This is a genomic window from Pseudoalteromonas sp. M58, assembly GCF_042604605.1.
Lineage (GTDB): Bacteria > Pseudomonadota > Gammaproteobacteria > Enterobacterales > Alteromonadaceae > Pseudoalteromonas > Pseudoalteromonas tetraodonis.
Map to the genome: position 1 here is coordinate 2,793,331 of NZ_CP152390.1, position 21,675 is coordinate 2,815,005.

15 protein-coding genes are annotated in these 21,675 nt (G+C 39.8%); 7 read left to right on the forward strand and 8 right to left on the reverse strand.

What is annotated here, in order from left to right; translation table 11 throughout:
* Positions 1-4: 4 nt before the first annotated feature.
* Complete coding sequence (locus AAGD16_RS12905) at positions 5-1,837, forward strand: DUF885 family protein (protein WP_028835639.1); 1,833 nt, start codon at positions 5-7, stop codon at positions 1,835-1,837.
* A gap of 104 nt (positions 1,838-1,941) precedes the next feature.
* Complete coding sequence (locus tag AAGD16_RS12910) at positions 1,942-2,601, forward strand: hypothetical protein (protein ID WP_013465858.1); 660 nt, start codon at positions 1,942-1,944, stop codon at positions 2,599-2,601.
* On the opposite strand, the gene AAGD16_RS12915 is transcribed toward AAGD16_RS12910, so the two are convergent.
* A complete protein-coding gene (locus AAGD16_RS12915; RefSeq protein WP_008467710.1) occupies positions 2,593-3,309 on the reverse strand; it encodes an SIMPL domain-containing protein in 717 nt (238 codons plus the stop codon). The genes AAGD16_RS12910 and AAGD16_RS12915 overlap by 9 nt on opposite strands.
* 380 nt (positions 3,310-3,689) lie before the next feature.
* Between AAGD16_RS12915 and AAGD16_RS12920 the strand changes: the two genes are divergently transcribed.
* Together AAGD16_RS12920 and AAGD16_RS12925 are read left to right on the forward strand one after the other, a co-directional pair.
* Positions 3,690-6,356: a bifunctional acetate--CoA ligase family protein/GNAT family N-acetyltransferase gene (locus AAGD16_RS12920; protein WP_024600829.1), complete on the forward strand. Its 2,667-nt coding sequence runs from the start codon at positions 3,690-3,692 to the stop codon at positions 6,354-6,356.
* 8 nt (positions 6,357-6,364) lie between these two features.
* Positions 6,365-7,309 carry an ion transporter gene (locus AAGD16_RS12925; protein ID WP_024600830.1) on the forward strand — a complete coding sequence of 315 codons (945 nt, stop codon included), beginning with the start codon at positions 6,365-6,367 and terminating at the stop codon, positions 7,307-7,309.
* Positions 7,310-7,333: 24 nt separating this feature from the next.
* On the opposite strand, the gene AAGD16_RS12930 is transcribed toward AAGD16_RS12925, so the two are convergent.
* Genes AAGD16_RS12930 through AAGD16_RS12940 form a run of 3 tightly spaced genes read right to left on the reverse strand, consistent with a single transcriptional unit; the run spans position 7,334 to position 12,482 of the window.
* Positions 7,334-11,839 (reverse strand): EAL domain-containing protein, encoded by a 4,506-nt coding sequence (locus AAGD16_RS12930; RefSeq protein WP_377112228.1) that lies wholly within the window; start codon positions 11,837-11,839, stop codon positions 7,334-7,336.
* Positions 11,840-11,864: 25 nt separating this feature from the next.
* Entirely contained in the window at positions 11,865-12,266 is a 402-nt protein-coding gene (locus tag AAGD16_RS12935; RefSeq protein WP_036956643.1) for a GNAT family N-acetyltransferase, read from the reverse strand.
* 12 nt (positions 12,267-12,278) lie between these two features.
* Positions 12,279-12,482: a DUF3283 family protein gene (locus AAGD16_RS12940; RefSeq protein ID WP_013465864.1), complete on the reverse strand. Its 204-nt coding sequence runs from the start codon at positions 12,480-12,482 to the stop codon at positions 12,279-12,281.
* A 425-nt stretch (positions 12,483-12,907) separates the two neighbouring features.
* On the opposite strand from AAGD16_RS12940, the gene AAGD16_RS12945 reads away from it, so the two are divergent.
* Positions 12,908-13,552, forward strand: a complete 645-nt coding sequence (locus AAGD16_RS12945; protein WP_049775596.1) for a transporter substrate-binding domain-containing protein — start codon at positions 12,908-12,910, stop codon at positions 13,550-13,552.
* Here AAGD16_RS12945 and AAGD16_RS12950 read toward each other — a convergent pair.
* On the reverse strand, positions 13,549-13,794 hold the full coding sequence (locus AAGD16_RS12950) for a DUF1289 domain-containing protein (protein WP_013465866.1): 246 nt from the start codon (positions 13,792-13,794) through the stop codon (positions 13,549-13,551). The genes AAGD16_RS12945 and AAGD16_RS12950 overlap by 4 nt on opposite strands.
* 103 nt (positions 13,795-13,897) lie before the next feature.
* Positions 13,898-15,031 carry a 1-acyl-sn-glycerol-3-phosphate acyltransferase gene (locus AAGD16_RS12955; RefSeq protein ID WP_028835633.1) on the reverse strand — a complete coding sequence of 378 codons (1,134 nt, stop codon included), beginning with the start codon at positions 15,029-15,031 and terminating at the stop codon, positions 13,898-13,900.
* A gap of 440 nt (positions 15,032-15,471) precedes the next feature.
* On the opposite strand from AAGD16_RS12955, the gene AAGD16_RS12960 reads away from it, so the two are divergent.
* Positions 15,472-16,416, forward strand: a complete 945-nt coding sequence (locus tag AAGD16_RS12960; RefSeq protein ID WP_013465868.1) for a D-2-hydroxyacid dehydrogenase — start codon at positions 15,472-15,474, stop codon at positions 16,414-16,416.
* A 174-nt stretch (positions 16,417-16,590) separates the two neighbouring features.
* Positions 16,591-16,971, forward strand: a complete 381-nt coding sequence (locus AAGD16_RS12965) for a DUF3192 domain-containing protein (protein ID WP_013465869.1) — start codon at positions 16,591-16,593, stop codon at positions 16,969-16,971.
* A gap of 13 nt (positions 16,972-16,984) precedes the next feature.
* On the opposite strand, the gene AAGD16_RS12970 is transcribed toward AAGD16_RS12965, so the two are convergent.
* A complete protein-coding gene (locus AAGD16_RS12970; RefSeq protein ID WP_016900589.1) occupies positions 16,985-17,884 on the reverse strand; it encodes a diguanylate cyclase in 900 nt (299 codons plus the stop codon).
* Positions 17,874-21,644, reverse strand: a complete 3,771-nt coding sequence (locus AAGD16_RS12975) for an ATP-binding protein (protein WP_377112236.1) — start codon at positions 21,642-21,644, stop codon at positions 17,874-17,876. The genes AAGD16_RS12970 and AAGD16_RS12975 overlap by 11 nt, the downstream gene beginning before the upstream one ends.
* Positions 21,645-21,675: the final 31 nt, after the last annotated feature.

Consider the following 21,675-nt stretch of genomic DNA (forward strand, 5'->3'; position numbering starts at 1 on the left):
ACGAATGCGTAAACTTACTCTAATTGCTGCCACCATTAGTGTGGCACTGCTTGCAGGTTGCCAACAAGCAACACAACAATCAACGCCTGCACCTACGGTTCAAGCTCAACCTGTTCAAAGTGAAATTGACAAAGCGAATGCTTTTTTTGAAGACACTTTTAATCGTGATGTAATGAGCAGCCCGGTTTATCAAACCTACATGGGCATCAAAAAAGATTACGATAAATGGGATGACAACAGCGAAGAAAAAGCCCTTAAAGACCTTGCACAAGCTAAAGCCGATTTGGTCACACTCAACAGCATTAATCGTGCGCAATTAGATACAGCAACCCAAGTAAGTTATGATTTAAAAAAACAAGATTTAGAAGCCAGCATTGCTGATTTCAAATGGCGTTACCATAACTACCCAGTAAACCAAATGTTTGGTACACACTCTATGGTGCCGGCTTTTTTAATCAACCAGCATCAAATTAGCAACGTAAAAGAAGCCAACGATTACATTGCTCGTTTAAATGGGGTACCGGGTGTATTTGATCAGCTTATTACTGGCTTAGAAATTCGCGCCGATAAAAACATCATCGCGCCTAAATTTGTATTCCCACACGTCATTGATTCAAGCAAAAACATCATTAAAGGTGCGCCGTTTGAACAAGGTGAAGATTCTACGCTTTTAGCTGACTTTAAACGCAAAGTTAATGCCTTAGAAATAGACCAAGCTGAAAAAGATGCACTTATTAGTAAAGCGACTGAAGCATTAAAAACAGCGGTTAAACCTGCTTACTCTAAGTTAATTAACTACATTGCACAGTTAGAAAAACGTGCTGATGACCGTGACGGTGCTTGGAAATTCCCTAATGGCGAAGCGTTTTACAATAACGCACTGAAACGCACCACCACGACAGACCTTACAGCAAAAGAGATTCATGCCATTGGCCTTGCTGAAGTATCACGTATTCATGATGAAATGCGTGCCATTAAAGATAAAGTCGGTTTTGAGGGCGACTTAAACGCCTTTATGCAGTTTATGAAAACCGACAAACAATTTTATTTAGCTAACACTGAAGCTGGTAAAGCACAGTACCTAAGTGAAGCTAAAGGCTTAATTGATAACATGAAAACACGCTTAGATGAGCTGTTTATTGTAAAACCAAAAGCCGACATGATTGTAAAACGTGTTGAAGCATTCCGTGAAAAAGCGGCAGGTAAAGCGTTTTATCAACAACCTGCGCCAGATGGTTCTCGCCCAGGTATTTACTACGCCAACCTATACGACATGGAAGCAATGCCTACTTACCAAATGGAAGCCTTGGCTTATCATGAGGGGATTCCAGGTCACCATATGCAAATTGCCATTTCACAAGAACTTGAAGGTGTACCTAAGTTCCGTAAATTTGGTGGTTACACAGCCTACATTGAAGGCTGGGGGTTATACTCAGAATTACTACCAAAAGAAATGGGCCTTTACGAAGACCCGTATTCAGATTTTGGTCGCTTAGCCATGGAATTATGGCGTGCATGTCGTTTAGTGGTTGATACCGGTATTCACGCAATGAAGTGGACTCGTCAAGAAGGTATTGATTACTACGTTAACAACACCCCTAACGCCACTTCTGACGGTGTGAAAATGGTTGAGCGTCATATTGTAATGCCATCTCAAGCAACGGCTTACAAAGTAGGTATGCTGAAAATTTTAGAACTACGTGAAGATGCTAAAATGCAACTTGGCGATAAGTTTGATATCCGCCAGTTCCACGATGTAGTGCTTAAAAATGGCCCTGTACCATTAAACGTACTAGAAAACTTCGTTAATGAATGGATTGCCAGCAAACAAGCTTAATTTTTAAGTATTTACTTAAAGGTATAAAAGGTCGCAATTGCGGCCTTTTGTTTTATAAAGCAAAAAATTAAGCTAGGATAAAGTTGGAATTCAAGGAGAACAGAATGGATCTAAGCATACAGCTACTCAATGCGCGTATTAAACAACAGCAGTTTGATGAGCTAGATAACGATTTTAAAAAGCTCACTGAGGCACAGCAAGTAATACAGCTTAATTACCTGTTTGAAAGTGCGCTACGCATGAGTATTAAATACGATTTTATGCAAAACATCGCCGTGCGTATTTTAACCACCAATACGCCACCAGCGCCGTTTATTGAAAAACTAACCAGTTTAGACGCGCTGAGTTTTTTTACGCCTGCACTTAAATTAAATAAGGGATTTATTAGTACAGACGACTCTGGCAATAACGCCCTGCATAATGTATTTAAGCAAGCAATGCCCACACAACTGCCTTTTAACTATGTTCGCTCGTTAATGTTATTTGAATCTAACGAAGAGTTACTACATGCATTAGCACATACAAATAAGCAAGGGCTCACTCCGGTTGCCAGTTACATCGCCTATGCACATAAGCCAAACATTCCGGTAAAACATGAATTTTCGGCCTTGCTCGCATTAATGGAAATAGAGCAAAAACAAAATCCTGCAGCAAAATTACAAATACTTGAGGCATTAAAAAATAATCCCCCAAGCGAGATAACCTTGCTACTGAGCGCCGCTTATTTACAGCGCTCTACTGAACAAGTGGCGGCTCTAATCTGATAAGTAATATTCTACGCTGGTAACAACACGTACGTTTTTAATTTGCGGCGTGTTTGAATCCCGATCGCTAATGCTAAACTGCCCTTGGCGAGCGGTTTTAATTTTACCTAAGCGTGAATTTGAATCTTTAGCAAACTTATCTGCCACTTCTCGGGCTTTTTCTGTGGCTTCTTGCACCATGGCTGGTTTTATATCGTTAAGCCCAGTAAAAATATACTCAATACGGGTTTGATAGTTGTCTTGCACAATAGCTATATTTTGTTTAGCTAGCTGACTCACTTTGCTCAGTGCGTTTTTAACTTTATCAGGAGCATTGGAGTAAACAATAATATTTGAGCTAATAACATACCTAAACTTTTGATTATCATTCGCGTATTCACGGGCTTGCTTATCTATAATAGATTGAGTGCCTGTCGATATTTCTTGATCATCAAAGCCGTGTAACTTTAAAAAGGCAATCACCGCATCGTTTTTTTGCTCAACTCGCTCAACAAGCTTTTCAAGATTGTTGTCGGCATCGTTAAACTGCAAAGGCCAAATAACGGTATCAGCCACAACTTCACGTTCAGCTAATCCTTTTACCTGCACCGTGCGCTCCATCCCTTTAATATCAAGCGCAGCCCCTTTTATAATAAAACCCAATGCAATTAGGCCAATGCTTAAACACGCTGCTGCCATAACAACGGTTACATTCGATATTTTATTCACCTTAGTCTCCTTGATTAGGGTCTGTTGACCTTTGCGGATTAAAATTTGTTCAAACTAGGGGCGGTTTAATCGCGGCGCGAGGTTTGTAACCTAGTGGGCTAAGTAAAAACCGAGCAACAAAGAGTAAATCGCCCCTAGGCAGAACCCTTCGGGCAGCGCCTGTTTGGCATTGATGCTGCGTTATCGCCTATTTATGGGGAATAACCACACCACATAGGCTCTGCCTTGCCTAAATACCAAACAGACAGCTGCAAATTTAACCTTGAAAGGTCAACAGACCCTAATATCAATAATAAGCACGTTCACGCTCGAAAAAACACTATAAACAGGTTACATTGAGAAGGTATAGATAGCAAAACTTAATCAGCCAAGGAAACGCAATGAGTCTAAAACGTATTAGCCAGTTTTTTAATCCAAGCTCAGTCGCTGTTATTGGGGCATCAAACACCCCTACTCGGGCTGGTAATGTGGTAATGCGTAATTTATTACAAGGCGGGTTTAAAGGGCCCATCATGCCTGTTACACCCAATCATACTGCAGTGCATGGCGTATTGGCTTACTCAAGTATTGAAGCCCTCCCCAAAGTACCTGATTTAGCCGTTATCTGTACCAATAAAAACACCTTAATGAAAATTATTGAGCAGCTAGGTACGCTGGGGTGCCAAAGCGCTATTATTATTGCTGATGGCCTAACAGGTACCCAAAAACAAGAACTTAAAGATAACGCTGCAAAGCATAAAGTGACGCTGCTTGGCTCAAATTGCTTAGGGTTACTAATTCCGCATATAGGTTTAAACGCGAGTTTTTCGCACACTGTTGCCACGCCAGGTAAACTGGCTTTTGTGTCGCAATCAGCGGCTGTTTGTTCAACGATTCTTGATTGGGCTAAAAATAAAGAAATTGGCTTTTCATACTTTGTATCTATGGGAGATTGTTTAGATATTGAGTTTGACGAAATACTCGACTTTTTAGGCCGCGACGCTAAAACCAAAGCTATCCTACTTTACATAGATAACATTAATGATATTCGCAGCTTTATTTCTGCCGCGCGTGCGGCGGCATTTTCTAAGCCCGTGATCGCTATTAAAACAGGCAGAACCAGTGCAGGCGCTCTTGCCGCTGAAATACACACCGGCGGAAAACAAAGCTCAGATGCAGTATATGATGCCATGTTTCAACGTGCAGGGATGTTGAGAGTAAATGATTTACGCGAACTCTTTGCCGCCACTCAAACCTTGGCAATGCACCCCAAATTACTGCAAGTAGAGCAGCTAACTATATTAACTAATGGCGGCGGCCCTGGAGTGATGGCCGTTGATGAACTTATTCAAAGCTCAGGTAAACTTGCTCAGCTTAGTGATGAAACGCGCGAAGCACTCAATAAAGTGATCCCACATTCAGACACAACATCAAACCCTGTCGATATATTTGGCGATTCTGCGCCAGTGCGTTACAAACACGCATTAGAAATACTGCTTAATGCTAAAGAAGTTAAAAACTTACTGATCATTCATACTCCATCGGCATTGGCCCCGAGTGAAAATTACGCTCAGGTTATTGTTGAGGCACTGAACAAATTACCAAAAATGGCACGCCCGTATGTGATCACTAATTTCATGGGAGAAGATGCCGCCTTCGCAGCCAGACGCATCTGCGCAAATAACGCCATTCCGACCTATCGTACCCCAGAAGGCGCAGTAGGTGCCTTTATGCATTTAGTAAGCTATCGTCGTAACCAAAAACATTTAACCCAAACGCCAGAATCAAACACCGATGATGCGACTATTAATAAAGTAGCAGCGAAAGCAGCTATTAAAGAGTTTTTAAATGATGAGCAACATTACTTATCAACCCATCAAGCGAGTCAAATTTTAAGTAGCTACGGTATAGACTGTATCCAAACTGAAGTAGCCTACACCCCTACCGAGGCAAAAGAGCAAGCAATAGAGCTAGGTTTTCCGGTCGCATTAAAATTGATGAGCCCCAGTATTCCCTCTAAGTCTGAAGTCGGTGGCGTAGTACTCAACCTCAATGATGCACAAGAGGTCGAGCAAACGGCATTTGCCATGCTGTTAAGAATAAAAAACACCTACCCTGATGCTATTATTGATGGCTTTTCATTACAAAAAATGGCACCGAGAGCAGGCGCCAATGAGCTGCGCATAGCCATTAAAACAGAGCCTAATTTTGGGCCAGTTATTTTATTAGGTGAAGCTGGCACAGGGCTTGAGTACGCTCAAGCGGCGGTGGCCTTGCCACCACTGAATATGAACCTAGCTAAATATTTAATTGCCGCCGCCCATGATAAGGGAGTTCTTAAAGATCGCATTCTGCCAGAAAAAGTAGATAAATATCGTTTATGTGCGCTACTGACCCGAATTTCTCAACTCGTTGTCGATCAACCCGATATCACCTCATTAGAGCTAAATCCTATTTTAGCCAGTAATGGGCAGTTTTTAGTCCTTGATGCCACCATGAACTTAAATCAGTATCAGGTTCAGGCGCACCGAAAACGTTTATCAATCCGCCCTTATCCTATTGAGTTGGTTGAAACGGTGACCCTAAAAAATAAGACCTTAGCAACGCTCAGACCAATCAAACCAGAAGATGAGCAGGCACATCAAGAGTTTGACCGCTCCTTAAGCAAAGAAGATAGGTACAAGCGCTTTTTTGGTGAATTGCCACAATTTAACCATGATCAACTCGCTAAAATGACGCAAATTGATTACGACCGCGAAATGGCGTTTATTGTTACCCAAACACAAGACGAGCAACAACACACATTAGGGGTTTCGCGAGTGATTATGGATCCCGACAACTTACAAGCAGAGTTTGCCATTGTGGTACGTTCTGATTGCCAAGGACTTGGGTTAGGGCGTATTTTAATGAACGCGGCTATTTCTCACTGCAGACGCCAAGGCGTGAAAACGGTTGAAGGTATCACCCTGCCAGAAAATACCGGCATGATTGAGTTGGCTCGTAAACTCGGGTTTAAAATAAGTCGTGATTTTGAAGAAGGCAGTATCAATATGCTGCTCACATTGTAATAGGTACTATGCGTAAACTAAGACAAACCATAAACCAAGTATTTGAAGCGTCAGGTAAGTATCAGCGAGCGGGACACATTTTAGATGTCATACTGATCAGCATAATTATGATTAATGTGGTGGCGATTGTGCTTGAGTCGGTGCACAGCATCGCAACCGAGTACTATAGCGAGTTTTTAATCTTGGAGCTGGTATCAGTGGCTATATTTAGTGCTGAATACCTAATACGTGCTTGGACTTGTGTCGATCGCGTAAAGTACGCCTCCATGAATTGCTCAAACACACAAAAACGGATTCGATATATTTTATCACCTCTGGCAATTATCGATTTAATTGCCATTTTGCCTAGTTTATTAATGTTTTTCTTTGCTATCGATTTACGTTTTTTACGGGTACTGCGGTTGTTGCGGGTATTTAAGCTCACCCGTTACTCTCGAGCAATGCAATTGTTATTGCAGGCGTTTATTGATGAGTCGAGTTCATTACTGGCGGCATTTTTTATTATGTCTGTGGTACTTATTTTAGCCTCTTGCGGTATTTATTTATTAGAGCACGACATTCAACCAGACAAGTTCGGCTCTATTCCTGCAGCCATGTGGTGGGCAATGGCAACCCTAACTACGGTTGGTTATGGCGATGTTGTGCCTATAACGCCTATTGGTAAACTATTTGGTGGCGTAATCACTTTGGTGAGTATGGGGATGGTTGCCATACCAACCGGTTTATTAGCGTCGAGTTTCTCAGAGCAAATACGCAAACGTCGCCAGCTATTTGAAGATGCCACCCACGAGAAAATAACCGATGGTAAGCTCACTGATGAGCAGATGCATCACCTTGAGGAGTTACGCTACAAGCTAGGGCTAAGTAAGCTAGAGGCCAATAAAGCGATAAAAGCAGAGCTTAATAAACGCAGCTCACACTTATTTTGCCGTCACTGTGGTAAGCGTCCTTAATAAAATAATGTATTAAGCGGCGCTTTAAGCTTGTGAGAATACAGGGTGCCAATCGTGCTCAATAAGCTCAAGCACCTGCTCTTTTGGCACCGCTTTACTAAACAAGTAGCCTTGAAAGTAGCTGCAACCTTGCGCTTTTAAAAAGGCCAGCTGATGTGCGCTTTCAACCCCTTCAGCAATACACTCTTTACCTAAACTGCTTGCTAAAGTTAGTGTAGATTGAATAATCGCTTCGTTATCCGAATCAATACCAATATCTTGCACAAAGCTGCGATCTATTTTTAATACATCAATCGGAAAGCGCTTCAAATAGGTTAACGAGGCATACCCTGTTCCAAAATCATCCATGTACAACTTACAGCCTAGTTGTTTTAATAAGTCCATATTTTTAAGCGCATGTTCTGAGTCGCGCATTAAAATAGACTCTGTTATTTCAAATACAATAGCCTCGGGCGGCAGTGCTGCATTGTTTAGTGCTTGACGAATTTCAGGGACGAGTCCGATAAATTCAAAATCCAGTGCTGAGAGGTTAATTGATAGGTATAGATCAGGACACACTTTACGCCAACGAGCTAACTGCACCAAAGCACGCTTAAATGTTTGTAGCATTATTTTAGTGATTAAACCTATATTTTCAGCTACGTTTGCAAACTCTTGCGTACTCGCTAACTGATTATCAGGCCAGCGTAGTAACACCTCAAAGCCCACTGTTTTTTGCGTAGACGCATTAATAATGGGTTGATAATAATTACAAAATTCATGTTCATGATAAGCTTTGATCAACTGTGATTCTAAATGCATCGCTCTTTCAACACGTTGATTCATTTCTTGTTTGTAAAACTTATAACACCCTTCCAAGCCATCTTTAGCATAATAAAGCGCCACATTTGATGCTTTCAATAGTGCTTTATAATGCGCGGCATCATCAGGGAAAATAGCCACACCAATACTTAGGTGCACATTGACGCTTTGCTGATTCATAACAATGTCTTTACTCACGCAATCCATTAGTTTGGTGCATATAAGTAATACTTCTTCTATTTGCTGAATATCTTCAACTAGAATTACAAATTCATCACCGCCTAAACGCGCGACGCTATCACAAGGACGTAATGCTGTTTTCAAGCGGTTCGCCACCAGCTTTATTATCTCATCGGCGTTTTCTGTGCCAAATGAATCATTAAAATACTTAAACCGTTTTATATTAACGTGTAACAAAGCCACTTTACGCTGATGGCGGCGCGCCTGATCGATGGCATGTATAGCTCTGTCGTTAAACAAGGTTCTGTTTGGCACCCCAGTAAGTGAATCGTAATTAGCCAGTATATGCAGTTCGCTCTCAGCTGACTTTTGTGCATGAATATCCGTTAAAATAATCACAAAACTACTCAGCCTTTGGCTTTCATCAGCCACGGCGCTTATTTTAACCAGTACATGGCGTTGCTCTTTGTTTGCCAGAACGACAGTGTCTTCACATGAAAAATGTTCGCCCACTTCAAGCTTTTGCATAATTCGTAAATAATCAAAATAGCTACTGCGGGACATTCCCAAATTAAGCGCACGGGTTGAACGAGGCTCTGCTGATAAGCCAAAAGCGCTTTGCAGTGATTTATTTGAGGCACGTATATTAAAGTTTTTATCTAAGATAAACACCCAATCTCGGGTTTGTTCAAACGCGGCGGTAAATAACCGTGCATGCTCTTCAAACACCCTTTCGCGTGTCATATTGGTATACGTACCGGCTACTTTTTGCGGCGTTTGTTTGTCCCACTCAACCACCTTGCCAAAATCTTTGTACCAGCGCCAATGACCTTTGGCGTGGCGTAATCGGTAGGTACAATTAAAATATCCTTTATCTGTTGATAAAAATTCTAACCACTCCAACCTAAAAATAGCACGCTCTTGAGGGTGAATCTTTTCTAGGTAGTCATCTAAACTCACCGAGTCATCCTCGTAGCCTAATTCGTTGACTAATCTAGGCTGATAAATATTTAACTGGCTCGCCTGCCAATCCCATACACCCGACTCACTTCCCTCTAGCGCAAGCTTTAAACGCGCCTCACTGTCTTGGCTTTCTTTGTGTGCTGCCAATAAGATACGCTGTATTTTGTTGCGCCTCATTACCCATGCAGTCACTATGGTGATCAATAAAACGGTATAAAGCGCTAAAAAGTAAGGGGCACGCCATAGCGGATATTTCACTTTAATATTTAACGTGGCTGGCGCAGTATAGTCGCCGGTCAGTGGATCTTTTGCCCAGACTTTTAACTGGTAACTGCCGGGGTTTAATTTAGGAAACACCACTCGATTATTTCGGGTATAACTTTTTTTGCCTTTATCAAGCTGATATTCGTAAATAATGCGCTCTTGGAAGCTGAATGACATCGCTGAAAATGCAATTTCAAGCCCGATATCATCATGATTTAAAGTGATATTTTTTAATGGCTGCTGTAAATTTATAGACAAATCTCGAGACATTAAGTTAATGCGCGTGATATTGACGTGATCTAATAAACCTTGGCTATTTTTATTGTCTTTAGGATCAAAGTAGGTAAAGCCCTTGAGGCTACCGAAGGCAATTCGGCCATCCGCTAACTTAGCCATAGCGCCATTATTAAACTCAGCAGAGAGCACCCCATCTGATGTTGTAAATTGCTGAAAATGAATTGTTTCAGGATTTAGTCGCCATATTCCTTTATGACTACTCATCCAAATCATTCCCTCTTCATCAAGAACCATATCGTACAACAAGGTGCCTAGTTTATTTTTATCTAAATCAATTGTGTGTACTAACTCATAGGTCGTTGCATCAATACCAATCAGCCCAAAATTAGATAACGATAGCCAAAGTATGCCTTGCCCATCTACCACGTAGGAAAGAATACTAACGGCTACATTTTCATGGTGTTTTGGCACTTTATAAATGGTGTTTAAACTTAAATCATTGGGGTTAAATTGATATAAAACGCCACCACTAAAAAATAATGGCTTCTCGGGTTGGTTCGGTAATGGGGGTAAAAAGCCATGCGCTAAAAAAGGGTCAAATTGTGCTAATTCGCCTTTTAAGTGAACTAATTGTCGGCTATCAATATTATATTTAAACATACCATGATCTGGGTGTACAAAATATAAATCCCCGTTTGGTAGCAATGTCAGGCCATGCATCCAATCATTTAAAAAAATCTGATTGGTAGGACTGTTAGTTCTTGGTTGGGTAAGTTGCTGAGTTTGCGGGTCAAAAATGAATAATCCTCGGTTTGAGTGCAACCAGAGTTTATCTTTGTAAGGCATAATTTTGAAAATAGTAAACTCTGTGGTCAGTAAATCGACTTTATAATCTTTTAAATACACCTTTGAGCGATTACTTTTTAAATCAACCGCAGTTAAACCATTGTGTGTGCCTAACCATAGCTTTTCTTGGAACTCCTTAATTGACCATACCGAATGATGTGATAAACCATCCCCAACCAGTGCATTTCCCTCTACATTATAAAACTTGTAATTGTCGCCTGATAAATAAAACGCACCATCGGTTTTAGTGGCTAGCCACATTCCGCCCGATTTATCTTTCACCATATCAATAATACTGTTATCGGCGAGGGTGTACTTACTCTGTTGGATACGTTTATTTTTTACCACTTTTTTAGTAGTTAAATTAAAACAAAGCAGGCCTTTATCTGTTGCTAAATCGAGCACTCCTTGCTGATTATCAATATCCCAAACATTCAAATCGGCCAGTAATTTTTGGCTTGTAAATGATTGTTCGCGGTTGTTAAACATTGCCTCTAAATTACTAATATCAACAGCGTATAAGCCCTTAACCGCACCTACAAGCAACTGATTGTTATTACCTAGCGCAAATGATTTCACATTATTTTGATAAATATGTACATCCGTTTCGCTCAAGTGCTCGAGTGGCCTTACCTGCTGTGTTGCGATGTTAAAAACATACGCGCCGTCTGTGCTACCTATAAAAATATAACCGTTATAATGAAACAAAGTACGCACAAACGCATTTTCAAATTGCTCAGGAAGTGTAAATAAGGAGGTAATAGAGCCGTTGTCTATATCGAGTTTTGCAAACTCTCGGCCTTGTCCAATCCATAAGGTTTTATCATCGGTGGCTAACATAGTAAAAACGGACTGCTGTAGTATTTGCTCTTCTGTGACAGGTTTTTCTATGTATTGTTGGTAGGTATCCGTTTTCGGATCGTATCTAAACAAGCCTGCTAATAAGGAGGCAATCCAGATATGCCCTTGTTGGTCTTGATATATGCGATCGATGATCGCCTCTTCTAACTCACCATTTGGGCCATTGATTGGAATAACTTGATAGCCATCGTATCGGTTAAGACCTCCTTCAGTAGAGAGCCATAAATACCCATTGTTATCAATAAGCATGGTATTAACGTAACTTTGAGATAAGCCTTCGCTTGGGGATAATCGTTTTACTTGCGCTGTTACTTCAACGCTTATGAGCATAAACAGCACAAATATGGCTGTGATAAACCCATTAATACTCATACCCATGCTTGTCCTATTACTAATTTATGTTTTATTGATATTTCAATGCGGTAATATTTCGGTGCTTATAAGCATCAAATAGCGTTAATAATGCAGGAGTATATGTTAACACTTGGTTAAAACCAAGTGATTGATAAAAATCAGTAAGGCGTTGATAAGCAAAGGTGTAAACAGGTTCTGTTTGCGCATTTAAAAGGGCAACTAATAACTGGGTTGCCACCCCCTTTGAACGATAAGAAGGAGCCACGAACACCGTTGATAAAAATAAAAAAGTGGGCTTATTCTGTAACCGGCAGGCGGCAATAATCGTATTATTATCGTAAGCGACCCAGACTTGATCCTGTTTGTTAGCACGGCCGCGGACGTTATGTAACGTATAAAACTTATTAACTAAGGGCGTTTTAATTGATTCTAATTGTTTAATTACAAGCATAGTAGGCAAACCCTAGCTAAGCATAATTGCCAAATACTGCTCAAATTTTTGTTTTAAAACACCTTGCTCTGCAACAGGACGACTATGCAGAGTGTCGTACACTTGCTCACGCGTTTTTTTACCGCGCTTAATTTGATAAGCCCAAAATGAGGCCTCGTAATCTAACTGAATTTGATACTTTTGCTCTCGCGGCAAGTTACACAGATTAAAACTCATATTCACTCCAATTATTAGGGGCTATAAACTTATTGTTGCCTGCATGAATACAGGTAAGGGCCGTGAGCAGCACACGGAGGCTTTTACTAGCCCACTAGGTTAAACAAGTCGCGCCGAGCGCCCCTAGCTTGAACAAATTTTCATCCGCAAAGGTCAACAGCCCCTCGCTCAATAAAACGTAGATTATACGTTTAAACTTATAAAAAACTAACTCTATAACTAATAAAAATAAGCGACTGTAAATAATTCAACGTAATCAATAATTGTTGGTGGTAACTTTTGCAAGATTACTAATGCAAACTGTGCAAAAGACAGACAATTTGTTACTATGGCTGCTTATTATCTTGCCGCAATTAATTGGAAATACTGACGTGCTTAAACGCTTTAACGGATTGCTGGTATTACTGTGCTTAGTTTTTAGTAATATGTCTTTTGCGCACAGTTATAGCTACACATTTAATCGCCCGCAAAACACTCAACAAGCAAACTATACCATTGAGCTATTACAATTGGCCTATGCAGATATGGGCTTTAAACTAAATATTGTCGATTTTAATCGTCAAAATGCATTATTTGCAGCAGATAATGGCATGTTAGATGGGCAGCTTGCTCGCGATATCAGTATTGAAAGTGCCTATAAAAATTTAATTCGAGTTAACTATCCACTCTTTAAATTTAACCTTGAACTTTATAAACGCTGTGAGCCCAGCTCCACTAAAACCATAGATAGCGTTGCTATTATTTCCAGTTACCCTGTGCAACAGCGATATTTAGACAGTATTGATTTTCAAGGTAAGGTAATTGAAGTTAAAAATAATAATACGCAGCTTAACTTACTGATCCAGCAAAAAGTACAAGGAGCGTTACTTATTGATTTTGCGATGGCAAATAAAACCATTCCTCCCTCTTTGGGCTGCTATGAAAAACAAGTAGTTGCAACCTACCCGCTTTATCATTATTTACATAACAGTCATGCGGATATTGTTCCCCAGCTAGAAGCAACACTGGATAAGTTACACAATAACGGCACAGTTGCAAAACTCAGGTCAAAATACAACCTACACTTTTAAAAATCAAAACCTTGTTGATCTGCTTGCGGTGATGATTGTGCCACTTTATTTTTTTGCTGTAAGTAACGTTTATAGCGCTGCTGGCATAAACTCAATACTTTTTTCTTTTGGGAATTCGTTAACGAATTCCAAGAAAAACGTTCATCGCGACTGCGATAGCAGCCTTTGCAATAACCGCGATTATTAACTAAGCAAATACCTTTACAAGGGCTAGGAATATCAAATATTTCAATTTGTTGCATTTTACCCTCCGGTATTAAAAGCATAGCCTGAGTATAGCGCTATTTTTGTGCAAAAAAAAAGCAGCAAATAAATTGCTGCTTTGTTGTTAGCTTAAACTGTTAATTACTGCTCACAGCTTTGTTCATCTACTTGTGTTTTTCGATGAAATGGCTTGGCATACATAGCTAAAACCAAAGCCCTTAACTCTTCTGGCACCTTGGCCAAACGTTCTTCAAACTGTGCTGCGTCATTTTTATTGATCACCGCCTCAGTGTAGCCAGCAGCAATAAAGTTGCCTGGGTGTAAGTAAAACGAATCAATAATTTGCTTATCAATGGTTTTTGCCAGTTCATCGGCACTGTCACAACCTGACTCAATGGGCTGACCAAACGATAAATGCACATGCCCTTTGGCTGAACTAAACCCTTCAACAATGCTGGCAATATCTTCACCCGCCGATTTAACATACTTGCCATGATGTTGTTTATGATATAGCTCTTTTGCCTTGGCAATTGCACATGGTTCGTATTGGTAAGAGATTGCAACCGGCACCACTTTGAGCTCTTTAATGTATTCGCCAAATTCTTTCTTTTGTTTACGGCCATTAAGTTGCAACATTTTTAAAAGCGCAGGATCAGTTTGATCAACCCCATCTTTAGCGCGTCCTTCTTTTTGTGCAATCCAAATTGAGTGCCCGCTACTGAGTGAATCATAAATATAAGCCGATAACTGAGTCAGCGCTTTTAACATCTCTTTTGGGGCTTTTGCTGAGCGTTTCACAATAAAACTTTTATTTAAGCGCATAAGCTCAGTAATGTAAGGAATTTGCAGCAAGTTATCGCCAATCGCAATTCTCACTGTTTTCATTTTATGCTGGAATAAGCCCCAATTAACCAGTGCAGGGTCAAGTACAATATCTCTGTGGTTTGAAACAAAAAGATAGGCTTGATTAGGGTCTAAGTCTTCTAAGCCAGAAAAAGTGACTTTTGAGGTGGTACGTTTTATTAATTTATTTAAGTAATGTGCCACTTCATTTTGTACATCTTCAACCGTTTTAACTTTGCCCCACTTTTTGCGCAACTGATGCTTTATTATAGCGCGTGCTAAAAACCCAACTGCGGATATAAAGCGTGGCAAATTGTATTTTGCAATTACATCAATAAACGCATTATCATTAATTAATCGCGTTAATGAGGCGGCAACTTCATCGTCATTGTAAGGTCTTATATCTGCGTACTTATCTTCTAATTCAATCATTTACTGCATCTACAAAGTTAAAAACGGCGCGTTAAAACGCCCCGCTGTGTCTGATTTTGATTATAACTCAATCAAAAATACGAAACTAGCAATACTAAAGTTCGATTTACTGAGTTTTCATAGCGTTATAGTTTAACGCCGAGCCAAGCTGTCTTGCTAACAACGCATACGTATAAACTATGGCTATTAATTATTAATTTAAATGGGTAGACCCTACTAACAGCACTTTGTTCAAGTTAACTTAGCAAGGCAGTTAATCATAATAACATGCAAGTTAACCGTCAGTGGGCAGACCACATTTAAATATGGCTCTACAACTGCTAATGTAAACGCAACATGATAAACCCAATAACATTCAAATAGATGATACTCTTTTTATCACAAGCATTTTGCGTACAGGGGTTATTATTCCCTTAACACATACACTATTAGGACACACCGTGAACATAACAATTCTTGATAACGCTACACTGGCAAACACCTCACTTGATTGTATCTCAGCACTGGGAAAGCTTACCGTGCATCAGCTAACTAGCCCAGAGCAAGTGCTAGCACATAGCCAAAATGCAGAGGTGTTAATCACCAATAAAGTAGTGATTAATCGTGACACCATGGCACAATTAACATCTCTCAAACTTATTTGTGTTAGTGCCACCGGCACCAATAATGTTGATTTAAATGCCGCGAAAGATTTAGGCATTGCGGTAACCAATGTTGCTGGTTATTCAACCCCCTCGGTTGTGCAGCACACCTTTTCGTTAATTACTAACTTATTAGGCAATACTCATCGCTACCAAGCGGACTGCCAACAAGGCGCATGGCAAAAAAGTGAAATGTTTTGTCGCCTTGATTACAGCTTTAATGACATTCAGGGTAAAACATTAGCCATTATTGGTGGGGGAACTCTGGGCAATGCTGTATCTAAAGTGGCTGAAGCCTTTGGTGCTCATGTCATTGTTGCAGAGCGCAAAGGTGCTGAGTGTCGCCAAGGACGCACGCCTTTTGAAACCGCAATAAAAACAGCGGATATTATCAGCGTACATTGCCCACTTAATGATGAAACGCGTGACTTAATTACGCTTAATGAATTAAAAATGATGAAACCAACTGCGCTTATTATTAACACCGCGCGCGGGGGGATCATTAACGAAGCCGACTTAGCACAAGCCTTAAAAACCAATGTGATTGCTGGTGCAGGTGTTGACGTACTAACCAAAGAGCCTGCTGAGCACAACAATCCACTGGCCAATTACACGGGAGATAACTTACTACTAACCCCACATATAGCGTGGGCCAGTACCGAATCTATTGTGCGCTTGGTTAAAGAAGTGAGTTTAAATATCGCTGCATTTAGTCAACAAGAGTCGCGTAATCGCTTGGTTTAATGCCGTTAAATTAAGTTAGTCAAAATAACTAAAAAGTGGCTTTTTAATTTTATTTCTTAAAAAAGCCACTAACTCAAAAATCACTTTAAAAATAAGTAATTGATTTTTAAGGACTAAAAAACTTGCCTAGTCTTTGCTCTAAAGTCTGTAATTAATCATCTAGGATAATAAAAAATGAAAAAAACACTTTTAATCGCCGCCCTCACCGCTCCTTTTTTAACTGGCTGTGTTATTGCTGTATCCGATGGCGAAGCGGAAGGTCATTGGGCTGGTAATAGTTCTTCTAGCTGGCAAGCAACACATAAGAATAATCGTGAAATTATTTCAGGCTTGGCAATGGATAGCTCTTATCAGTCGGTATTAAAAACCCTAAAAACACCTGACTTCACCGAATTACTCAAAAAAGAAGAGGATGTTTACCAAGTCTTATTTTATGCAACGCACAGCATCCATTCAGATGGTAAAATGACTAAAGATGAATGCACACCGTTGGTATTTAAAAATGATAAATTAGTTGGTATTGGTGCCTCAGCACTGCAAATGCTGACAAACTAAGTAACTACAGCATTTATTGGGCGCTAATTTGATTGCGCCCTAACTTTTTCGCATTATACAAACCGGAATCAGCTTCTTCTAACAATGCTTTTTCAGTGTAAGCTTGGCTACTCTCACTAGAAGCAATACCGATGCTAATGGTGACGTGTGTAGCGTTTAAAGACGCATTATGTTCAATATTCAAATCATTAACGGCGTTACGTAACTTGTTGGCAAAAGCGATTGCACCTTGCTGATTGGTTTCTGGTAATACGGCCACAAATTCTTCACCGCCGTAACGCGCAACAAAATCACTGCCACGCTCACATTGCGCGGCTAACGTTTTTGCCACTGTTTTTAAACATTCGTCTCCAGCTCGGTGGCCATAGTAGTCGTTATAACGTTTAAAATGATCAATATCTATGAGTAAAACGCACAAAGGAGAGTAGTTACGCTTACTTCTACGCCACTCTCTTTCTAAGTTCTCATCTAAATAACGTCTATTGGGTATTTCTGTTAAGCCATCAATAGAGGCAAGCATTTCTAGCAAATCATTTTTTTGCTTAATTAATAACTGGTTCCGCACTCTAACTTTCACAATAGCGGCACTAAATGGCTTACCAATATAATCCATTGCGCCCAGCTCTAGCCCCTTTGCCTCATCTTCATGACGGTTGTTTGCAGAGATAAAAATAATAGGAATAGCCTGACTTATACTGTTCTCTTTTAGCTGTACGAGTACTTCATAACCATTCATACCAGGCATCATGATATCTAAAATGATTAAGTCTACTTGTGTGTGTTTAACAAACGCCAGCGCGTCTTCGCCGCTTGTCACTAAGTAAACATCATGCTCATCGCTTAAGGTTTTTTCTAAAATGATTCGGTTAAGCGCATCGTCATCTACAATTAATATTTTTGCTTTATTTATCATTGCTTACATCTAAAATTTTTATATAAATATGAACTTGTTTTAACTGTATTATCAGCTCTTTAATTGCAGCATTGGCGCTCTTGTCGCCCACTTTTAATAATTGCTCAGTATGTTGAGCACATAATAATAATCGGTTAAACCCTAAGTTTCCTGCTATCCCTTTTAGACTATGCACTAAGCGTACCATTTCAATAGTAGGTATGTCTTTTTGAAGATCAGCTGAATATGACTCACTTAACACCGCTAACTTAGTAAGCATGCTTTGCAATAGCTTCTCATCATCATTGAACTGTGTCAAAGCGAAGGTTTTATCAAAAAAGCAAGGCTTAGATATGCCTAAATCAGCTATCGATGCAAATAAAATAGGCGCAACCACAGGCTTAGTTAAATGTTTATTCATACCACTATTCAATGAACGTGCAATGTCGGCAGGCTCACAATGTGCAGTTAATGCAAAAATAGGCAATTGCTGGGCGTCAAACTGTTGGCGTATTATTTGGGTTGCTTGATAGCCATCAATACTCGGCATTTGAATATCCATTAAAACTAAATCGGGGCGCAATATATTCACCCATTCAACCCCCTGTTTAGCATCACTAGCAGTCACAACATTCACTTCGGCTTTACACAATATACTGCTAATAATGTCGAGATTGAGCGGGTTATCATCTATGGCTAATACTAAGGTTCCCGCTATTTCTTCTTGTGGTTTATCCGCTTTATATTGAGTTACTTTCTTTAACTTTTCAGGGGTTAAACTAAGTAACCGCTGCGCCAATGCACTGCGCGGTAAATACTGGCTAATAAAAGAGTCATTTATTGAAAGCTGATTCGGTTGCGAGTGCTCTATAACGATGAGTGAAGTAGTACGAGTGTGTAATACTGCTTTTATTGCTGAGGTGAGAAAGGCAGGTACGTCATCAGCATCGATTACAATGCTATGCGCTTGTTGCAAACAATCTGGATCAGTTACGACTATTTCAAGAGCTTGATTATTGAAAAAAGGATGCGCGGTAATAACCTGATTAAGCAACTGACTCTTCGCGCTGGTGATCAGTAATAGTCTATCTGTAAAGCTTGCTGATTTCTCGGTATCTGTCGCTAAATCAAGCGTGAAGTAAAAATGACAGCCATGGCCTTTATCACTACTGAGTGCAATTTCACCTCCCATTAATGCCACACTATGCTTTACAATTGCCAGCCCTAAGCCAACCCCTTGATGCAAGCGAGTAGATGATTCATCACCTTGCGTGAAGGCATCAAATAAACGGCGTTGATCCGCTTGAGCAATCCCCACTCCCGTATCAATAACCTGAAAACAAATACGCTGCTCTATATGGCTCTGGCTCGGCTGTAATGTCATTTTTAATGTCACACTGCCTTTATTGGTAAACTTAACGGCATTGGTAAGTAAGTTACCTAATACTTGTTGCAAACGAATTGTATCACCGACTAAAAATGGAGAAATTTGCGAGTCTATGTCGATTTTTAGCTGTATCTGTTTTGCTTGGCATAAAGGTAAAATTAAACTTTCGCAGGTATCAATCAAATCAACTAAGCACAATGGCGCTAATTGCAGCGTTGCTTCTTTACTTTCAACACGGGCAAAATCAAGCATACTATTTAGCATCTGCAACAAATTATTGGCCGCATATTTTGCTTGGCTAGTTTGTTGAATTTGCCGCTGTGTTAACCCGTGCTCTGCGAGCATATCCAATAATCCCAACACGGCATTGAGGGGGGTGCGTATTTCGTGGCTTAAATTAGCAATAAAACGGCTTTTAGCTAACGTGGCACGCTCTGCATCATCTTTGGCTTTGGTAAGTTCTGTAACATCTTGAATATGAATAACATAATAAAGCGGCTGACTATTTTCATTCCAAATTAACGACATACTCAACTGTAACCAGGCATTTAATTGGGTATGAGCCAAGGTTAAGTGAAACACCCTTTTCTTATTATTTAATAATTGCTGTAGTAATGCTTCAAGCTCCTGCCATTGCGTATTATTAAAAAGCGCATAAAAAGGAGTATCGGTTAATTTATCATGCTTGGAAAATAATTTTCGTGCGGCTTTGTTTACCTGTAAAATAGCGTACTCAAGCGAGAGTAAAAACACCCCATTTGCGGCAAATTCAATTGCGCTTCTAAATATAGATTCAGACTCTTTTAATGCATACAAAGTATGTTGTTGTTCTGTAATATCACGACCAACCCCCATAGTTCCTAATAATTGTTGCTGTTCATTGTAAAAGGGAGCAATGGTTAACTGATAAGTTCGCTCAGCAACATCTATGCGCTGCTGAATTTGCATTCTATGCTGTAATACTTGATATTCCAGCAAACTAATTTGTTCATACTCGTTACTTATGTTGTGTATTTGCTGCCCAAGAAGTTCACCTTGAGTTTTTCCAATAAACAACTCAAACGCTTTATTACAGCCTAAAAAAATGCCTTCTGTATTTTTAAAATAAATAAAATCAGGCACGCTATTAAGTACTGTGTTTAATAACGCTAAATGACGCTCTTTTGCTTGGTCGCTATGTTTTAGCTTTTGCGATTGTTGCCGTACTTGATCATCTAACTTTTGATTAGTATTTTGCAAAGAAATAACTAAATGCTCATTTTTCGCAAAAATAGCTTTTACCCGAGCAAACCAAGGTTGCCAGTTTAACGGTATTTGGTAATTTAAATACCCGCTATTGTCATCGTTATGATGCTCTAAATAACGCATCAACTCGGTCATAGGTTTGATAAATATACGTTTGCTTAACCAAAAAAAGATGTAAAACATCAAACATAAAAATAAGGCTAACGAAATAAACTCTATCAATACTTCATACACAATACCGCTTGAGAGAGTGTGCTTGTCAGCAAGAAACGCCAGATGAATAGGGTTCTTTTTCGAAGGCTGAATTAAAAATAATGAGTCTGCTCGCGCATTACTCTTTTGTGAGGGGCTATTAATATTAGGCCAATAGGTCGATAACTTTATGGCTTGATTAATTGGCTGCTGTGAACTGGCAATAATTTCATTCTCTTGGTTGATAAAAACATACTCGCCTTGCTTTGAGGTTATTTTTTTCAACCAACTAGAAATAGCCTGTAAGTCATATATTAAAACAATATAATCTGAGGAGTTAAGCTCTCGCTGTCGGCCAACTGCAAAATATGCGTTATTGTCTACTTTAATAACGGCACTTGAAGTGAGTTTGTTCGCTGAAGGTAAAGGTTTAAAGTCGCCATTAAGTACCTGCGTTAAAATATAACTTTGTGTATTGTTACGCCGAGCTAAATAAGCAAAGCCGCGCTCATCAACATAGGCTACAGAATGCAGCGACGAAAGCAGCGCTAGAGCAGTATTGAAAGACGGAGCCAGCGACATGACTTTTTGCCAGCGTGATAATGCCTGTTCGGAATAGCTAAATTGGCCTTTTCCTACTATTTCGCCATTAAAATGTGCTATCTGGCTATAATAATAATGCGCGTATTGATTAATGTTTTTTGTGAAGGCATGATTCGCTGGTTGTGGGGCGTGTTTGTCATACATAATAAACATCGCATTAAGTAAATCGTCGATGGCTTGCATATCATGGTCAAGCTGCGCCGATAACGCACTAAAATCGGTGGTCTTTTTTGTTATTGCACGGTCCATTTTTATATCATAAAAATGCAAACACAAAAAAGAGGCCACCAATAAAGGGATTGCTAACGCCACAAAAACAGAGCGATGATAATGTTTTAGCGGTAAAAAATTCAACGACCTACCTAATTATTAGCTCAAAAATCAA

Bases quoted from the DNA above. Each gene is read 5' to 3' on its own strand.
- AAGD16_RS12905 (WP_028835639.1), top strand. From the start codon at position 5: ATGCGTAAACTTACTCTAATTGCTGCCACCATTAGTGTGGCACTGCTT.
- AAGD16_RS12910 (WP_013465858.1), top strand. From the start codon at position 1,942: ATGGATCTAAGCATACAGCTACTCAATGCGCGTATTAAACAACAGCAG.
- AAGD16_RS12920 (WP_024600829.1), top strand. From the start codon at position 3,690: ATGAGTCTAAAACGTATTAGCCAGTTTTTTAATCCAAGCTCAGTCGCT.
- AAGD16_RS12925 (WP_024600830.1), top strand. From the start codon at position 6,365: ATGCGTAAACTAAGACAAACCATAAACCAAGTATTTGAAGCGTCAGGT.
- AAGD16_RS12930 (WP_377112228.1), bottom strand. From the start codon at position 11,839: ATGGGTATGAGTATTAATGGGTTTATCACAGCCATATTTGTGCTGTTT.
- AAGD16_RS12935 (WP_036956643.1), bottom strand. From the start codon at position 12,266: ATGCTTGTAATTAAACAATTAGAATCAATTAAAACGCCCTTAGTTAAT.
- AAGD16_RS12940 (WP_013465864.1), bottom strand. From the start codon at position 12,482: ATGAGTTTTAATCTGTGTAACTTGCCGCGAGAGCAAAAGTATCAAATT.
- AAGD16_RS12945 (WP_049775596.1), top strand. From the start codon at position 12,908: ATGTCTTTTGCGCACAGTTATAGCTACACATTTAATCGCCCGCAAAAC.
- AAGD16_RS12950 (WP_013465866.1), bottom strand. From the start codon at position 13,794: ATGCAACAAATTGAAATATTTGATATTCCTAGCCCTTGTAAAGGTATT.
- AAGD16_RS12955 (WP_028835633.1), bottom strand. From the start codon at position 15,031: ATGATTGAATTAGAAGATAAGTACGCAGATATAAGACCTTACAATGAC.
- AAGD16_RS12965 (WP_013465869.1), top strand. From the start codon at position 16,591: ATGAAAAAAACACTTTTAATCGCCGCCCTCACCGCTCCTTTTTTAACT.
- AAGD16_RS12970 (WP_016900589.1), bottom strand. From the start codon at position 17,884: ATGATAAATAAAGCAAAAATATTAATTGTAGATGACGATGCGCTTAAC.